Annotated in this window: 15 protein-coding genes and 1 pseudogene; 7 read left to right on the top strand and 9 right to left on the bottom strand. The window is 66.5% G+C overall.

Annotated features, from left to right (window positions below):
* Both R5H32_RS19870 and R5H32_RS19865 read right to left on the bottom strand, forming a co-directional pair.
* Positions 1 to 222 (bottom strand): annotated as a pseudogene (locus tag R5H32_RS19870) (adenylyltransferase); the annotation flags it as partial.
* A gap of 202 nt (positions 223 to 424) precedes the next feature.
* Positions 425 to 1,231 (bottom strand): class I SAM-dependent methyltransferase, encoded by an 807-nt coding sequence (locus R5H32_RS19865; protein ID WP_318340403.1) that lies wholly within the window; start codon positions 1,229 to 1,231, stop codon positions 425 to 427.
* A 118-nt stretch (positions 1,232 to 1,349) separates the two neighbouring features.
* Between R5H32_RS19865 and R5H32_RS19860 the strand changes: the two genes are divergently transcribed.
* Positions 1,350 to 2,102, top strand: a complete 753-nt coding sequence (locus R5H32_RS19860; RefSeq protein ID WP_318340402.1) for a helix-turn-helix domain-containing protein — start codon at positions 1,350 to 1,352, stop codon at positions 2,100 to 2,102.
* 70 nt (positions 2,103 to 2,172) lie between these two features.
* Here R5H32_RS19860 and trxB read toward each other — a convergent pair whose 3' ends face one another.
* Complete coding sequence (trxB, locus tag R5H32_RS19855; RefSeq protein WP_318340401.1) at positions 2,173 to 3,141, bottom strand: thioredoxin-disulfide reductase; 969 nt, start codon at positions 3,139 to 3,141, stop codon at positions 2,173 to 2,175.
* A 256-nt stretch (positions 3,142 to 3,397) separates the two neighbouring features.
* On the opposite strand from trxB, the gene R5H32_RS19850 reads away from it, so the two are divergent.
* Positions 3,398 to 3,898 (top strand): Lrp/AsnC family transcriptional regulator, encoded by a 501-nt coding sequence (locus R5H32_RS19850; RefSeq protein WP_263340448.1) that lies wholly within the window; start codon positions 3,398 to 3,400, stop codon positions 3,896 to 3,898.
* Positions 3,899 to 3,953: 55 nt separating this feature from the next.
* Here the strand turns inward: R5H32_RS19850 and R5H32_RS19845 are convergent, their stop codons facing one another.
* The 4 genes from R5H32_RS19845 to lgt form a co-directional block, all read right to left on the bottom strand.
* The gene (locus tag R5H32_RS19845) at positions 3,954 to 4,739 is read right to left on the bottom strand and encodes a Hint domain-containing protein (RefSeq protein WP_318340400.1); all 786 of its coding nucleotides are present in this window, start codon (positions 4,737 to 4,739) and stop codon (positions 3,954 to 3,956) included.
* 558 nt (positions 4,740 to 5,297) lie between these two features.
* On the bottom strand, positions 5,298 to 6,053 hold the full coding sequence (gene pgeF / locus R5H32_RS19840; RefSeq protein ID WP_318340399.1) for a peptidoglycan editing factor PgeF: 756 nt from the start codon (positions 6,051 to 6,053) through the stop codon (positions 5,298 to 5,300).
* Positions 6,028 to 7,125: a class I SAM-dependent methyltransferase gene (locus R5H32_RS19835; RefSeq protein WP_318340398.1), complete on the bottom strand. Its 1,098-nt coding sequence runs from the start codon at positions 7,123 to 7,125 to the stop codon at positions 6,028 to 6,030. Before R5H32_RS19835 ends, pgeF begins: the two co-directional genes overlap by 26 nt.
* Positions 7,122 to 8,000: a prolipoprotein diacylglyceryl transferase gene (lgt, locus tag R5H32_RS19830; RefSeq protein WP_318340397.1), complete on the bottom strand. Its 879-nt coding sequence runs from the start codon at positions 7,998 to 8,000 to the stop codon at positions 7,122 to 7,124. The genes R5H32_RS19835 and lgt overlap by 4 nt, the downstream gene beginning before the upstream one ends.
* Before the next feature lie 113 nt (positions 8,001 to 8,113).
* Between lgt and R5H32_RS19825 the strand changes: the two genes are divergently transcribed.
* The 4 genes from R5H32_RS19825 to R5H32_RS19810 all read left to right on the top strand — a co-directional run bounded on the left by R5H32_RS19825 (position 8,114) and on the right by R5H32_RS19810 (position 10,540).
* The gene (locus R5H32_RS19825; protein ID WP_318340396.1) at positions 8,114 to 8,362 is read left to right on the top strand and encodes an accessory factor UbiK family protein; all 249 of its coding nucleotides are present in this window, start codon (positions 8,114 to 8,116) and stop codon (positions 8,360 to 8,362) included.
* A 455-nt stretch (positions 8,363 to 8,817) separates the two neighbouring features.
* On the top strand, positions 8,818 to 9,321 hold the full coding sequence (locus R5H32_RS19820) for a YbjN domain-containing protein (protein WP_263340370.1): 504 nt from the start codon (positions 8,818 to 8,820) through the stop codon (positions 9,319 to 9,321).
* A gap of 74 nt (positions 9,322 to 9,395) precedes the next feature.
* On the top strand, positions 9,396 to 10,208 hold the full coding sequence (gene proC, locus R5H32_RS19815; RefSeq protein WP_318340395.1) for a pyrroline-5-carboxylate reductase: 813 nt from the start codon (positions 9,396 to 9,398) through the stop codon (positions 10,206 to 10,208).
* Entirely contained in the window at positions 10,205 to 10,540 is a 336-nt protein-coding gene (locus R5H32_RS19810) for a tRNA-binding protein (RefSeq protein WP_318340394.1), read from the top strand. The genes proC and R5H32_RS19810 overlap by 4 nt, the downstream gene beginning before the upstream one ends.
* Positions 10,541 to 10,847: 307 nt before the next feature.
* Here the strand turns inward: R5H32_RS19810 and R5H32_RS19805 are convergent, their stop codons facing one another.
* Both R5H32_RS19805 and R5H32_RS19800 read right to left on the bottom strand, forming a co-directional pair.
* Positions 10,848 to 11,447: a thymidine kinase gene (locus R5H32_RS19805; protein WP_318340393.1), complete on the bottom strand. Its 600-nt coding sequence runs from the start codon at positions 11,445 to 11,447 to the stop codon at positions 10,848 to 10,850.
* A gap of 74 nt (positions 11,448 to 11,521) precedes the next feature.
* Positions 11,522 to 12,769: a DEAD/DEAH box helicase gene (locus R5H32_RS19800; protein WP_318340392.1), complete on the bottom strand. Its 1,248-nt coding sequence runs from the start codon at positions 12,767 to 12,769 to the stop codon at positions 11,522 to 11,524.
* Positions 12,770 to 13,162: 393 nt separating this feature from the next.
* Here R5H32_RS19800 and R5H32_RS19795 point away from each other — a divergent pair, with 393 nt between their 5' ends.
* Positions 13,163 to 13,762 (top strand): hypothetical protein, encoded by a 600-nt coding sequence (locus tag R5H32_RS19795; protein ID WP_318340391.1) that lies wholly within the window; start codon positions 13,163 to 13,165, stop codon positions 13,760 to 13,762.
* The last annotated feature ends 346 nt before the right edge of the window (positions 13,763 to 14,108 follow it).

The following is a 14,108-nucleotide window of genomic DNA, read 5'->3' as shown; positions in this document are numbered from 1 at the left end:
ACCGTCGGCGAGCCGCATGTCGGCGACCACGCCGTCATAGTCGGCCTCGGTCATGAAGCCCTTCAAGGGATGGAAGCCGCCGTTCATCAGAAGCTCCAGGTCGCAGACCTGGCGCTGGGACAGATCCCAGGACGGCAGCGCGCCCGCCTCGTGCTTCAGCTTCTGGGCGGAGTCGTACGAAACATAAAGCTCCGGGATCGGAGCGAGATTGGGGAGCGACATCGGCGATTCGACCTTTGCATGACCGGCGCGGCGAGACCGCCGCTTTCGCGCCGGGCATAGCGCCGAAACGGGACAAAATTCAAGACGCGCGGGCTCAGGCGCCGTGCAATTGGACGGAAAGTGCGATATTTCTGCGATGCGGCGAACAGCGTCTCCGGCGGCGCGCCTCGAACGGGACGCGAGGCGCCTCGCGCAGTCCGGTTCACGGACGGATCATCACCAGACGCGCGGGAGCCGGAAAGGCCACGCGTCCATCGGCGCCAATATGGGCGGTCAGGTGGTGTCGCAACGCCGCTTTCAGCCGGCGCAACTGGTCGGCGGTGACCATGTCCGAGAGCGTCCAACCGCCGATCTCGGTGTCGATCCATGCGTCGAGCGATGCATGGCGCGCCGTTCCCATGAGGACGCCATGCTCGGCAAGCTTCAGCCCCGCTCGGTCAAGCTCATCTTTGATGTCACCGATGCTTCCGAGGGAAAAGGGCGCGGCCAGCGCGGCGGCGGCATCGCGGCTCACGATTTCGCCGATGAGCGGCACCAGCCGGTCATAGGCGGGTGTTCGCTCCAGCACGTCCCAAACGAGCAGCGCGATGCGGCCTCCGGGTTTCGTGACGCGGGCCATCTCGCGCAGCGCCGCCGTGCGGTCGGCGAAGAACATGAGGGCGAACTGGCACAGGACCGCATCGAATTGGTGATCGGCAAAGGGCAGCGACTCGGCGGGCGCCTCGATCCACGTGATCGCGCAGGACTTGCCGCGCGCAACGGCGAGCATGCCAGGATTGATGTCCACCGCGGTAACACGTCTCTCGGTGCCAGCGCGCTCCGCAGCCGCCAGGGCGGCGATCCCGGTGCCGCAGCCGACGTCAAGGACATTCTCTCCGGGGGCGATCGCCGCGGCGTCGACCAGCATCGGCGCGAATTGCCCGAACAGGGTGGGCACAAATTCGCGATCGTAGATTGTGGCGGCGGCCGCTTCGACCTGCCCGGCTTCAGCTTTCTTCAGGGTCTGCATGATCTCCTCCTTTCGCGGAGGAAAGGCTCGCAAACCCGGCAGGGTGCGAATAGTCCTGATTCTGTAGTAGTCTGGTCACAACCGTTCGAGCCACGGCCAAAGGGGAAAGGAGCACCAGATGCGACGCTATGGCCAGTTCTGTCCGGTCGCCAAGGCGGCGGAGGTCTTCTGTCAGAGATGGACCGCGCTAATCCTGCGCAACATCACCTGGGGCGCGCACCGGTTCTCCGACATCCAGCGCGGCGTGCCGATGATGTCTCCGACGCTGCTTTCAAAGCGCCTTAAGTCCCTCGAGCAGGAAGGTATACTGGAGCGCCGTGCGGATGGGCGCGCCGTCAGCTACTACCTGACCCTTGCGGGCCGCGAATTCACACCGATCATCGACGCGATGGGCGCCTGGGGCCAAAGATGGGCGCGGCGGGATCTCGAGGAGGGCGAAATCGACCTGGACCTGCTCCTTTGGGGAATCGAGCGCGGCGCGCGGGCCGACGTCTTCGGGCCGCGCGGGGTCGTGCGGATCGAATTCACCGACCAGCCCGCACACAAGTCGCTCTGGTGGTTCCTGAACGAGGACGGTCGCTGCCAGCTTTGCGTCGACGACCCCGGCGGCGAAACCGACCTCTTCCTAGCCGCGACCGTCGCGGACTTCATTCGCATCTACCGGGGCGACATCGCGCTCAGGACCGCGCTGGCCGACGGGATTCTCGAGGCGATCGGCAGTTACGAGGCGCGCGAGGCTCTCGCCGACTGGCTGAACCTCGGCCCGCTCTCGGCGATCCGGACGGTGAATGCCGTGAATGGACTCCACAGAACCTCTACAAGGGACCATGCGGCCCCGTCTGGTGGTTTGGTCCAACCTCCTTCCGCTTGAAGCAAACTGCGTTGTCCTTTTGCGGGCAGGAAGCGGGGAGCCGGAGCGACGAAGCGCCTTGGTGGACGGACTACTCCGCGGCTTCGACTGCCTTTTCGGCGTCCTGCGCGGCGAGCCAGCGTTCGGCATCAAGCGCCGCCATGCAGCCCATGCCTGCCGAGGTCACGGCCTGGCGGTAGACGTGATCCGTCAGGTCGCCGGCTGCGAAGACGCCGGGGATCGAGGTCTCCGTCGTGCCCGGCCTCACCTTCACATAGTTGCCGTGGTGGAGTTCCAGCTGGCTCGCGACCAGTTCCGAGGCCGGCGCATGGCCGATCGCGACGAAGAAGCCCGCACAGGGGATATCCGTGGTCTCGCCGGTCCTGACGTGGCGGGCGCGCACCGCGGTGACGCCGAGCGGCTGCTCGTCGCCGAGCACCTCGTCGATCGTGTGGTCCCACAGGATCTCGACTTTCGGATGCTTGAACAGGCGGTCCTGGAGGATCTTCTCGGCCCGGAGTTCGTCGCGGCGATGGACGAGTGTCACCTTGCTGGCGAAATTCGTGAGGAAGAGCGCCTCTTCGACGGCCGTGTTGCCGCCGCCGGCCACGACGACCTCCTTGCCGCGGTAGAAGAACCCGTCGCAGGTCGCACAGGCGGAGACGCCGAAGCCCTTGAACTTCTCCTCCGACGGCAGGCCGAGCCACTTGGCCTGCGCGCCAGTGGCGAGGATCACAGCGTCGGCGGTGTAGGTCGTGCCGGAATCGCCCTGCGCGGTGAACGGCCGCTTCGACAGGTCGAGGGAGGAGATGTGGTCAGAAATGACCTCGGCGCCCATCGCCTTTGCGTGCTCTTCCATTCGGATCATGAGATCGGGGCCCTGGACCTCGGTGTCGCCGGGCCAGTTCTCGACTTCGGTCGTGATGGTGAGCTGTCCGCCCGGCTGGATGCCCTGAACGAGGATCGGGTCGAGCATGGCCCGCGAGGCATAGACCGCCGCGGTATATCCTGCGGGGCCGGAGCCGATGATCAGAACCCTGGTGTGCCGCGTCTCGCCCATGACAGTCCCTTTCCGATGCTTGTCCGCGCCATATAGTCAGCCAGCGCGGGCTGGGGAACCCCTTGAAACGCGGCCATGCGGCTGATCAGGGCTGAAACAGGAGCGGCTCGCCTCCGTAAGTCCGTTGCACCTGGCGTCGGCCGGTTCTGCGCTGGCGCGCGGATGGTGTCTCAAAAATGTTGCGTGCTTGCGAAACAATATTGCGCGTTATGGCGCTGAACGGTAAGTTCCGCGAAATTTCGGGAGAGAATGACCTATGGGCGCCAACAGACTCGACGAGATCGACCGGAAGATTCTGGCCGAGCTGCAGGACGACGGGCGCATGACGAATGTGGAGCTGGCCCGCCGCGTCGGCATTTCGGCGCCGCCCTGTCTGCGCCGGGTGCGGACGCTGGAGGAGGCGGGCTACATCCGCGGCTACCACGCCGACGTCAATCCGCGCGAGCTTGGATTCGAAGTCCAGGTCTTTGCCATGGTCGGGCTGCATTCGCAGGCCGAGGTCGATCTGTCGGCCTTCGAGCAGCGTTGCCGGGAATGGCCGCTCGTGCGCGAATGCCACATGCTGAATGGCGAGATCGACTTCATCCTGAAATGCGTCGCCCCGGACCTGTCGTCGTTTCAGACGTTCCTGACCGAGGAGTTGACCTCGGCGCCGAACGTGGCGAGCGTCAAGACCTCGCTCGTGATCCGCTGCGCCAAGGACAAGCCCGGCGTTCCCTTCGACTTTCTCGAAGAGCGACTCGGGCGCAGCGCCTGAGGACGAAGCCCCGGCGCTGCGCCCGGCCCCCAGCGGCGGCGCGGCGTGCCTCGCCCTAGCCGGCCAGCGCCGCCTCAACCTCGCTTGATGTCATGTGCGGATGGGCCAGCGGACCAAATCCGCTGAATGACCGCAGGTGCGGGAACAGCGACAGGAAGCTCTGCGCCGCCCTGGGGCCGCGGTCCTCTCTGCTCACTCCGGGGTGATAGCTTTCGATCTCGAGCCCCGCCGCACGCAGCGACCCATGCCTTTCGAGCATGAGGTGGTAGACCGGCACGGCCGCCGTGGGGGTGACCTCGATGATCGACACGCCATCGACGAAGTTGTTCGCCGAGGCGTAGACAGACCCGGCGCGGTCGCCGAACCGGCTGCGCAGCAGGAGCCTGCCACCCGGCCCGAGCACGAGATCCGGCATCGGCCGGCCGATGCCGAAAGCATCGGCGGTGATCCGGGTCAGCGTACCGCCGTGCATGCCGCGCATGGCGCGCGGCGGGAAGAGCGTCATGGAGCCGATCCAGGTGATCTTCTCGCTGCGGTCTTCGGCGGTCAGGGCCTGCATGCCGGGCACGAGGTCCTCGACGGCGACGGGGCCATCCGACGTTGCGATCACGGTCCCCCGGGCGAAAGCCGAAAACGCTTCCTCGTAGTCGGGGATTGCGGGCGCGAGACGGGTTGCGGTCTCAATCTGACCGTACTCGTCCAGATAGCTCAACTGGTAGCGCCGAGTAAGAATCGGCTGGTTGAATTCAGGTTTTCGATACGGAATGCCTTGGCATTCGGCAGCGGGCGAAGAACTTTTTTCCGTCGAAACAGAGGCGACGGTACCTAACGGGTACGACACGCGAGCAGCCTTTCGGTCTGGTCACATCTGCGCACCCCCACCCAGGAATACAGACTGACACAGTTGATATCGGGCCATCTCGGGCGGCGTCTGTCAAAAATAGACGCCTATTCGTGCTGTGATGTCGTCAATCGCTTGTGCGATGCCGGCTTTGTTGCGGGTATTGCGGATAATGATAAGGCGCAGAACACCTCAAGCCGCGCTGTTAGCGCGACGAATCGGCTCATGATCCTGCCGATAACCGCGCCCCTCCATGGCGATGGGAACGATGCGGTAACCCTTGTGCTCCGCACCAAGCCTGCATCAGGTGGCCGTCGAAGGGCATATGTGCGGGGGGGTCACTCCCCCTTCTTGATGATGTTGGCGCTTGCCGCCGAGTTATTGAGGGCTCTGCGGGCGAGGTGGCGCCCCGGCTGCCCTTCTTCGGTTATCGCTGAAAGCGGCTTTGCCTGACTGCTCCTCTGTCCTCTGGGGGCCTGCGCCCCGTCTTCAGCCGGGTTGCCTGATCCGGCGTTACTCAACCTAGTGTTGAAATACGGCAGAAATATGACGCCGGGATCAGAGCCGGATCGCCGAGAGGAGCCGGCCGTAGTCGGCCTCGTGGGCATGCACCGACCGGCGGTAGGAAAAGAACCGCTCGGGATCGGAATAGGTGCAGTGACGGTTCCATTCCGCGCGCCCGATCCCGGCTTCGCGCAGGCGGTGCAGGCCGAAGCCCGGAAGGTCGAAATGCACGCGGTCGCCTTCGCCCCCGGCGAAGAAGCGGTCATAGCCGGGATCCTCGGTGAGGAACGTGTCAAGGAACTCCGGCCCGACTTCGTAGGCTTTCTGGCTGATGGTCGGGCCGATGATCGCGACGGTGTTGCCGCGAATGGCGCCGAGGTCTTCCATCGCCGCGAGCGTCGCTTCCAGCACGCCTGACAACGCGCCGCGCCAGCCGGCATGGGCGGCGCCGATCACGCCCGCGCGGGCGTCGGCGAACAGCACCGGCTGGCAATCCGCTGTCAGAACCGTGAGCGCCAGGTTCGGAACATCGGTGACGAGCGCGTCGGCACGAACCGGCGTCGCGAACGGACCGGTGACCGTCACGACATCCGCCGAATGAACCTGATGCACGCCGACCAGAGCGCCCGGCCGGACGCCAAGCGCGTCCGCCACCCGTTCCCGGTTGATCGCGACCGCCTCGGTCAGGTCCGACGAGCCATGGCCGCAGTTCAACCCGCGGAATATTCCGGATGACGCGCCACCCTTGCGCGTGAAGAAGCCGTGTTTCAGGGGCAGCAGCGCGTCATGCGTGAGAACTTCGAGCGTCATGAAACTGGTCTAATCCGGCTGGAAGGGGCGCCCCTCTGGGGAAACAGGCAATCGCTTTGAACAACTGTCCCATTTCTTCGGGATGGGTCAAGCGCCGATGCGCCGCGATGTGGCTTTCGAGCGCGTCTCCGGTGAGGTTCCGCGCAAGCGCGCGGGCGCGCCCGGTGATTCCCAGCCGTTCGAGAAAGATGCCTTGCGGGGTCATCGCGGTGGTCTGGCAGCCGGCGGCGGCGAAGGCGACCGCGAGCTGTTCGAAATCGACATGCGCGGTCAGGTCGGCCTCGCCCGGCTCGGCGAAGGGATCGACCGGCCGGTGCGCCTTCAGCGCCTGAAGCGTGTCGCCAAGCGAGTGCCAGCCGCCGTAGTCGATCACAAGGGCGACGCCGCCGTGACGGGCGATGCGTCCCGCGATGGTCGCCGCAATGGGGGCGAGGGCCGGGCAGGTCTCGACGATGTCGCCCGGCGCGGTGTCGCCCAGCCGGGCATCGAGGGCGCCGTAGCGGCTCACCGGCCCGAGGCCCGGCATCAGCCCCTGTTCGGAAAGCGCGACCTGGCGCTCGGCCCACCCGTCGTCACGTCGCTCGAACTGGCGGATCGGCAGCGCGTCGAAGAACTCGTTCGCGACCAGAAAGAGGGGCGCTTCGGGCAGGTCCTCGGCCCGGTCGAGCCATTCGGGGGCCTGATCCGGCAATGTCCTGGCCTGGCAGGCGCGAAGCGCGGGCGAGGCCTCGACGAGCCGGATCCGTGCCGCCTCGGCCATGCCGGGCGCGGCGCGGATGGTGCGGCAGATGTCGGCCATCAGCGTGCCGCGCCCGGGACCAAGCTCGGCCAGCGTGAACGGGGCGGGGCGGCCCTGATCGAGCCAGCTCTGCGCGAGGCAGAGCCCGACCATCTCGCCGAAGACCTGGCTGATCTCCGGAGCGGTGGTGAAGTCGCCGACGGATCCGAAGGGATCGCGGGTGGCGTAGTAGCCGTGTTCCGGATGCATCAGGCAGTCGGCCATGTACTCGGCGATGGTCACCGGGCCGCTCGCCGCAATCCTCCGCGCGAGGATATCGGCGAGCGCCGTCACGCCCGCGCCCGGCGCCAGAACCAGAGCCCGGCGAGAATCATCGGCAGCGACAGGAGTTGCCCCATCGACAGGCCGATGCCGCCAGCATGGAGAGCGTAGCCCATCGGGTTGTCGGGGGTGATGAACTGGTGATCGGCCTGCCGGACGAACTCGACCGCGAAACGGGACAGCCCGTAGCCGAGGAGGAAGATGCCGGTGATCAGCCCGGGCCGCCGAAGGGCTCCGTTCCTGAGAAGCAGCACCAGCACAGCGCCGAGCAGCAGCCCCTCGAGACCTGCCTCGTAGAGCTGGCTCGGATGGCGGGCGCAGTCGCCGGGAAGGAAACCGGTGCAGGTCTGCGCGGCCTCGCCGGGGAAGATCACGCCCCAGGGCAGGGTGGTCGGGCGGCCCCAGAGTTCTGCGTTGACGAAATTCGCGAGGCGGCCGAGAAACAAGCCGATCGGCGCCACCAGCGCCATCGCGTCCGAAAGCTGCAGGGGCGGCACGGCATGGCGGCGGCAGAACCAGAGCCCGGCGGCGACCACGCCGAGGAAGCCGCCGTGGAACGACATGCCGCCTTCCCAGACCTTCACGATCTCGGCCGGGTTCGCGAGGTAGAACCCCGGCTGGTAGAACAGCACGAAGCCGAGGCGGCCGCCGAGAATCACGCCGATGATGATCGCGGTCAGGAGATCCTCGACCTTTCCCGGCTCCATCGGCGCCTGCCCGTCCGGCCACAGCGCGGGGCGCCGCATAAGCGCACGGATGGCCCACCAGCCCGCCAGAAGTCCGACGAGATAGGCGAGCGCATACCAGCGCAGCGCGAGCGTGATGCCGAAGAACTCGACCGAGAAGATCTCGTTCGAGAGGTCCGGAAAGGGAATGGCAGCCTGCATCGTGTTCTCCTCGGCCCTCTCAGAGCGCGCGGTTGCGACGAAGTCAACCTTGAGCTTTGCCGCCGCGGTGCGCATATAGGCCGCGAAACCGACCTGCCCCACGGAGGCGCCCGATGAGCGGACCGAACAAGTTCTTCGACGACATGTCGAAGCTGATGACCAATGCGATGGGCGTGGCGCAAGGTGCCCGGACCGAAGCGGAAACCGCGATGAAGAGTTGGATGGACCGCTGGCTGGCCGACCGCGACTTCGTCACGCGCGAGGAGTTCGAGGCGGTCCGGGCGATGGCACAGAAGGCGCGGGAAGAGAACGAGGCGTTGAAGGCGCGCGTCGTCGCGCTCGAGGCGGCCAAGAAGGCCTGAAGCGCCGCGAGCGCTTCGCACTATTCCGGTCGTTACTCCGCTTTTCATCGCCCGACATCGAACTCAGGATCGAAGGGCCGGTCTGATTCCACAGGTTCCGCCTAATGGGGCCGTTGCTCTTTTGGCGGCCGGATCGCCCGCTTCGTTGCTGCGGGCGCTTCATGCTTTCTTCAGGCTCTGCGGCCCGCGTGGCCGCGCCACACGCCAGAGCGCCAGACACTCATCGTTGACCGTTTCCTGTCCGGCGTGGAACCGCATCTCGGGCACCGCCAATATCCGTCCTTTACCACTCTATCCACAAGATTTAGAGGGTCTTCGGGAAATACTTCTTTACAGATGATGCATTCGGCGACACCATATATTGCAGGGCCGGACATCAAATGCACCGGACCTAGAGCAGGCACCTAGTCCTTGCGGGCTGCCACCCAGCAGGGTCACAAAAGAAGAGGCCGGGCATGTCGCTTTCCGAGACGTATCTCTCCACCGAGGACCTGCATCCGATCGATATCGTCGAAACCATCGCCGAGCATCACGATTGGGATTTCGACCGGGTGACCGACGATCAGATCGCCATGGCGGTCGAAGGGCAGTGGCGGACCTATTCCATCACGCTGGCCTGGTCGGGCTATGACGAGACTCTGCGGCTGATCTGCACCTTCGAGATGGATCCGCCCGACGAAGCACTTCCGGCGCTCTACGAGGCGCTGAACCGCACCAATGACATGGTCTGGTCGGGCGCCTTCACCTACTGGCGCGAGCAGAGGCTGATGGTGTGGCGCTACGGTCTGTGCCTTGCAGGAGGTCAGATCGCCGGTCCCGAGCAGATCGACCGCATGATCAACGAGGCGGTCAGTTCCGCGGAACGTTTCTATCCGGCATTTCAGCTCACTTGTTGGGGCGGTGAGAGCCCCGAACGCGCGATGGAAGTCGCCATCGCCCAGGCCTACGGGCGGGCCTGAGGGGGCATTTGGCGGCCGGGGGTTTCCCTCGGCCGCCGGATCGCTAATCTGCCTCCGCAGCTTCGGAGGTGATCATGGACATGAGCGAGGTGAGCCGCAGGGGGCTGGTGCTCCTGGGATGCGGCAAGATGGGCTCGGCGATGCTCGAGGGGTGGCTCAAGGGCGGGCTGCCCGCGGCGAGCGTCTGGGTGAGCGATCCCTATCCATCGGACTGGCTCAAGGGGCAGGGGGTCAACCTCAACGCGGCCCTGCCGGAGGCGCCGGCCATCGTGCTCGTCGCCGTGAAGCCGCAGATGATGGCCGAGGCGCTGCCGGGTCTCTCGCGGATGGGGGGCGGGCAGACGCTGTTCCTCTCGGTCGCGGCGGGCACCACGATCTCCTACTACGAAAGCGTGCTTGGCGAGGAGACGCCGATCGTGCGCGCGATGCCGAACACGCCCGCTGCGATCGGTCGCGGCATCACCGCGATCACCGGAAATGCGCGCGCGACCGACGCGCATCTCGACTTGGCTGAGTCGCTCCTTTCGGCGGTGGGGCAGGTGGTGCGGATCAAGGGCGAGCACCAGATGGATGCGGTGACGGCGGTGTCGGGCTCCGGCCCGGCCTATGTCTTCCACCTCATCGAGACGCTCGCCGCGGCGGGTGAAGCGGAAGGGTTGCCGGCCGATCTCGCGATGCAGCTCGCCAAGGCGACCGTTGCCGGTGCTGGTGCACTCGCCGAGGCTGCGGCAGAGGAGCCCGGCCAGCTCCGTGTGAACGTCACCTCGCCGGGCGGAACCACCGCGGCGGCGCTCAAGGTGCTGATGGACGAGACGCGCGGGTTCCCGGCGCTCCTGAAGGAAGCGGTCCATGCGGCGGCCGAGCGGGGGCGGGAACTCGGGCGATGACGATCGGATTTGACGATTTCCTGAAGGTCGATATACGGGTCGGGCGGATCACCCGCGCCGAGCTTTTTCCCGAAGCGCGCAAGCCGGCGTTCAAGCTCTGGGTCGATTTCGGGCGCGAGATCGGCGAGAAGCGCTCCTCCGCTCAGATCACCCGGCATTACCGGCCGGAGGAGCTGGTGGGCCGGCAGGTGTTGGCTGTGGTGAACTTCCCGCCGCGCCAGATCGGCCCGGTGATGTCGGAGGTGCTGGTGCTCGGAGTGCCGGATGCGGATGGCGAGGTCGTTCTGATCGGGCCCGGGCAAGAGGTGCCGGTAGGCGGGCGGCTCTACTGATTTCGGCCTCGGCTGCGCCTTGGCCGACCCGCCGGGGGACGTCCCGTCCCCCGGACCCCCTGGGGAGTATTTGTGCACAGAAAGTGAGAACAGCCCGCCCCGGAACCGGGACGGGCTGCGCTTCCTGTCGCGGTCCTCGACCCTCCGGCCTGTACCGCGACTCCCACGATCGCAGGGCGGGGTTAAGGAAAGTCTAACCGTACTTGCCGGACGCGGACCGGTTTGGTCGCGGTCCCCTGACCCGAGTGCCCGCGCCCTTGGCGCGGGCCCGAGACATCTCGTGGCGCCGCAAGGCGCCTCCGCGGGATCAGTCGGAAAGGCTCTCGGGCCGGTCGCCGATTTCTTCCCGCCAGTGCCGCCGGCAGAGCGAGACATAGGTCTCGTTCCCGCCGATCTGAACCTGGGCGCCGTCCCGCAGCGCCCGTCCGTCGGGCCCGCGCCGCACCACCATGGTCGCCTTCCCGCCGCAATGGCAGATCGTGCGCACCTCGCGGATCTCGTCGGCGAGGGCCAGGAGCGCGGCCGAGCCCGGGAAAAGCTCACCGCGAAAATCGACTCTGAGCCCGTAGGCCATGACCGGGATGCCGAGGTCGTCGACCGCACGGGCGAGCTGCCAGACCTGCTTGCGCGTCAGGAACTGCGCTTCGTCGAGGAAGACGCAAGCGAGGGGACATTCGGCGATATGGCGCGCGATCGTGGCGAAGAGGTCCATGTCGGCATCGAAGACATCGGCTGCCTCGCCGATGCCGATCCGGCTGGCGATCCGGCCGGCGCCCGCCCGGTCATCGAGCTTCGCCGTAAGGAGGTAGGTCGCCATCCCCCGCTCGCGGTAATTGTGCGACGCCTGCAGCAGCAGCGTCGACTTGCCCGCATTCATCGTCGAGTAGTGGAAATAGAGTTTCGCCATTTGGGCCGATTCCGCTGGATGGGGGGCGCATCAAGCCGGCCGGAAGCGAATCCGGCCGGCCTGTCGCGCGTCGATCAGGCGGCCTTGCTGCGCCGCGGCCGCCGCGAGGGGCGCCGGGCCGGGCGTTTGGTCGCCTCGTCGGGCCGGTGCGGCTGGCCATGCGACGCGCCGCGGTTCTGCCGGTTGCCCTGCTTAGCCTTGGCGGCTTTCGCGGCGGCGTTGGCCTCCGCGCCGGAGGGCGGCTCGCCGCCGATGACGGGCAGCGCAACCTTTGTCAGCTTCTCGATCGCCCGGAGCTCGCCGAGTTCCGCCGGGGCGCAGAAGGCCACAGCGCGGCCGTCGCGGCCGGCGCGGGCGGTGCGGCCGATCCGGTGGACGTAGTTCTCCGGCACGTTCGGCAGGTCGTAGTTATAGACGTGGCGGACATCCGGAATGTCGATCCCGCGCGCCGCGACATCGGTGGCGACCAGCACCTTCAGCTCGCCCGAGCGGAACGCCTGAAGCGTGCGCTCGCGCTGGCCCTGGCTCTTGTTGCCGTGGATCGCGCCGGCCTTGAACCCCCAGGCGTCGAGAAGCTTCATCAGCTTGTCCGAGCCGTGCTTGGTGCGGCCGAAGACGAGCGCGAGTTCGTCGGGATGCTTGGCGAGGTAGTCGGCGAGGAGCTTCGCCTTGTCGCCCTGGTTGACGAAATGCACCGCCTGCTCGATCTTCTCGGCGGCCTTGCCCGGAGGCGAGACCTGCACGCGAACAGGTTCCTTGAGATAGGAGGTAGCCAGTTCCTCGATCTGCTTCGGCATCGTGGCCGAGAACAGAAGCGTCTGGCGCTTGAAGGGCAGGAGGCGGGCGATCTGGCGCAGCGCGTGGATGAAGCCGATGTCGAGCATCTGGTCGGCTTCGTCGAGAACGAGATACAGCACCTCGTTCAGCGTCAGCGCCTTGCGGTCGAGAAGGTCGATCAGCCGCCCCGGCGTGGCGACGAGGATGTCGACACCGCGCGCAAGCCGTTCTGACTGGGCGTTGAGCGAGGCGCCGCCGACGACGCGGAAGGTCCGGAGCGGCGTGCCTTGCGAGAAATTCTGGATGTTCTCGGCGATCTGGGTCGCGAGTTCGCGGGTCGGCGCGAGGACGAGGGCGCGGCAGCTCTTCGGATTCGGCCTGCGGCCGATCTCGAGCAGCTTCGTGACCATCGGAAGCCCGAAGGCCGCGGTCTTGCCGGTGCCGGTCTGGGCGAGGCCCATGAGATCGCGGCCGGCCATGATCTCGGGGATGCCCCGGGCCTGGATCGGTGTCGGCGTGGTCAGGCCGAGAGCGGGAAGGTTCATGAGGACGCGCGGGGCGATCCCGAGGTTTTCAAAAGTCGTCAAGTGTGTGTCTTTCACAGGGGCGCGCGATAGTGCGGCCCGCAAGCAGGGTATGCGCCGAACCCGTCCGGGCTCGGTGCGGCATCGTCGGGGCGCGGTTCGACGCGGAACCGCAGGACCCCTGGCGTGACATGGGAACCGGCATCCGGGCCTCTGTCCCTCCGCGAAAACGGGGGAACGGCTGCTCACGCGGCAGCGGGCCATGGATCGCTGCGCAATGAGGCTTTTGCGGCTCCAAGTCAAGCTCCAAGACCGGCGAGGCCCCGCGGACATTGCGCTGGCTCCGGTCCTTCGCGTAGATGACGGCACGCGTTCGCGTTCGCGGCGAAGCGGTGCGGCATAGGGAGACCTGCGGTGCGTATGAACCTTGCGGCCATCGCGTCATTCATGCTCGTTGTTGGAGCGCCGCTGCCCGGATCGGCCGAGCCTCGGGACTGCGAGGCCAACATCAATGGCGAGAATGTCACCATTCTCTACGACCGCGACCGCGACAGCTACTCCTCGATGCGCGAGCGGCACCTGACACGCCGCAAGACCTGTCCGGGCGCCGTCGTCATCGCACACATGATGCCGGGACTAAACGAGGAGCAGCGCAGCCTCTTCTGCGCGGTCTACGACGAGGACGCAGAGTATTACCGTGCGCCCGCGAAGGGGGAGCGCGACGCCTATGGCCGCTGCAAGCGCCCCTCGGCGGCCTGCAGGCTCGTCAATGCGACCAAGGAAGAGGCGCTGGCGGTCGCGGAACTCGGACTGGACGCCGCCGGTGCAGGGCTGACTGCGGCGCGCGACACTTCCGGTGCGTTCATCCTGAGCGGCAAGGCGGGTGCGCTCGCCGGTCTTCTGGAGACCGCGGGTGCCAGCGCCGCCGCGGCACTTAGCGCGCCGGGCGTTCTGGCCGGCGCGGCTGTCAGCGTCGTTGCGGTCGGCGGCGCCGTCTATCTCTGCGCGGACTGAGGCGGTCGCAGCGCCCTGGCGCTACCCCACCGGCTATCGAGCAAGCTGACGCGGCGCGTCGGGTGCGCTTCACTGACGTTTCATCGCCGTCCTGTCCGGATTCGCCGCCTTGGGCTGACGATTCTGAAGTCAGGACACCCGAACCAGCAACCGAAACGCCGGTCTCGGCGGGGAATTTCAAAATAAATGTGTTGTATTTCAAATGTTTAATAACATTTCACCGAACTGTCACGAAAACTTCGAAAAAACCGCTTGCGGAGATTGGTGGTGATCCGTAAATACCCCCTCACCGAAGCGGGACAGACTGCTGCGGTGGACGGAACGGCGGCGACGCTGGGAAGTTGAG

Source organism: Defluviimonas sp. D31 (assembly GCF_033436765.1).
Taxonomy (GTDB): Bacteria; Pseudomonadota; Alphaproteobacteria; order Rhodobacterales; family Rhodobacteraceae; genus Albidovulum.
Note: the sequence above shows the minus strand (reverse complement) of the source record. Positions and strands in the feature narration are given on the sequence as shown.

Coding starts and splice junctions, on each gene's coding strand:
- R5H32_RS19800 (WP_318340392.1), bottom strand. CDS start 12,769: ATGAACCTTCCCGCTCTCGGCCTGACCACGCCGACACCGATCCAGGCC.
- lgt (WP_318340397.1), bottom strand. CDS start 8,000: ATGCAGGCTGCCATTCCCTTTCCGGACCTCTCGAACGAGATCTTCTCG.
- R5H32_RS19820 (WP_263340370.1), top strand. CDS start 8,818: ATGTCGCTTTCCGAGACGTATCTCTCCACCGAGGACCTGCATCCGATC.
- R5H32_RS19805 (WP_318340393.1), bottom strand. CDS start 11,447: ATGGCGAAACTCTATTTCCACTACTCGACGATGAATGCGGGCAAGTCG.
- R5H32_RS19850 (WP_263340448.1), top strand. CDS start 3,398: ATGGGCGCCAACAGACTCGACGAGATCGACCGGAAGATTCTGGCCGAG.
- trxB (WP_318340401.1), bottom strand. CDS start 3,141: ATGGGCGAGACGCGGCACACCAGGGTTCTGATCATCGGCTCCGGCCCC.
- R5H32_RS19810 (WP_318340394.1), top strand. CDS start 10,205: ATGACGATCGGATTTGACGATTTCCTGAAGGTCGATATACGGGTCGGG.
- R5H32_RS19825 (WP_318340396.1), top strand. CDS start 8,114: ATGAGCGGACCGAACAAGTTCTTCGACGACATGTCGAAGCTGATGACC.
- R5H32_RS19865 (WP_318340403.1), bottom strand. CDS start 1,231: ATGCAGACCCTGAAGAAAGCTGAAGCCGGGCAGGTCGAAGCGGCCGCC.
- pgeF (WP_318340399.1), bottom strand. CDS start 6,053: ATGACGCTCGAAGTTCTCACGCATGACGCGCTGCTGCCCCTGAAACAC.
- R5H32_RS19860 (WP_318340402.1), top strand. CDS start 1,350: ATGCGACGCTATGGCCAGTTCTGTCCGGTCGCCAAGGCGGCGGAGGTC.
- proC (WP_318340395.1), top strand. CDS start 9,396: ATGGACATGAGCGAGGTGAGCCGCAGGGGGCTGGTGCTCCTGGGATGC.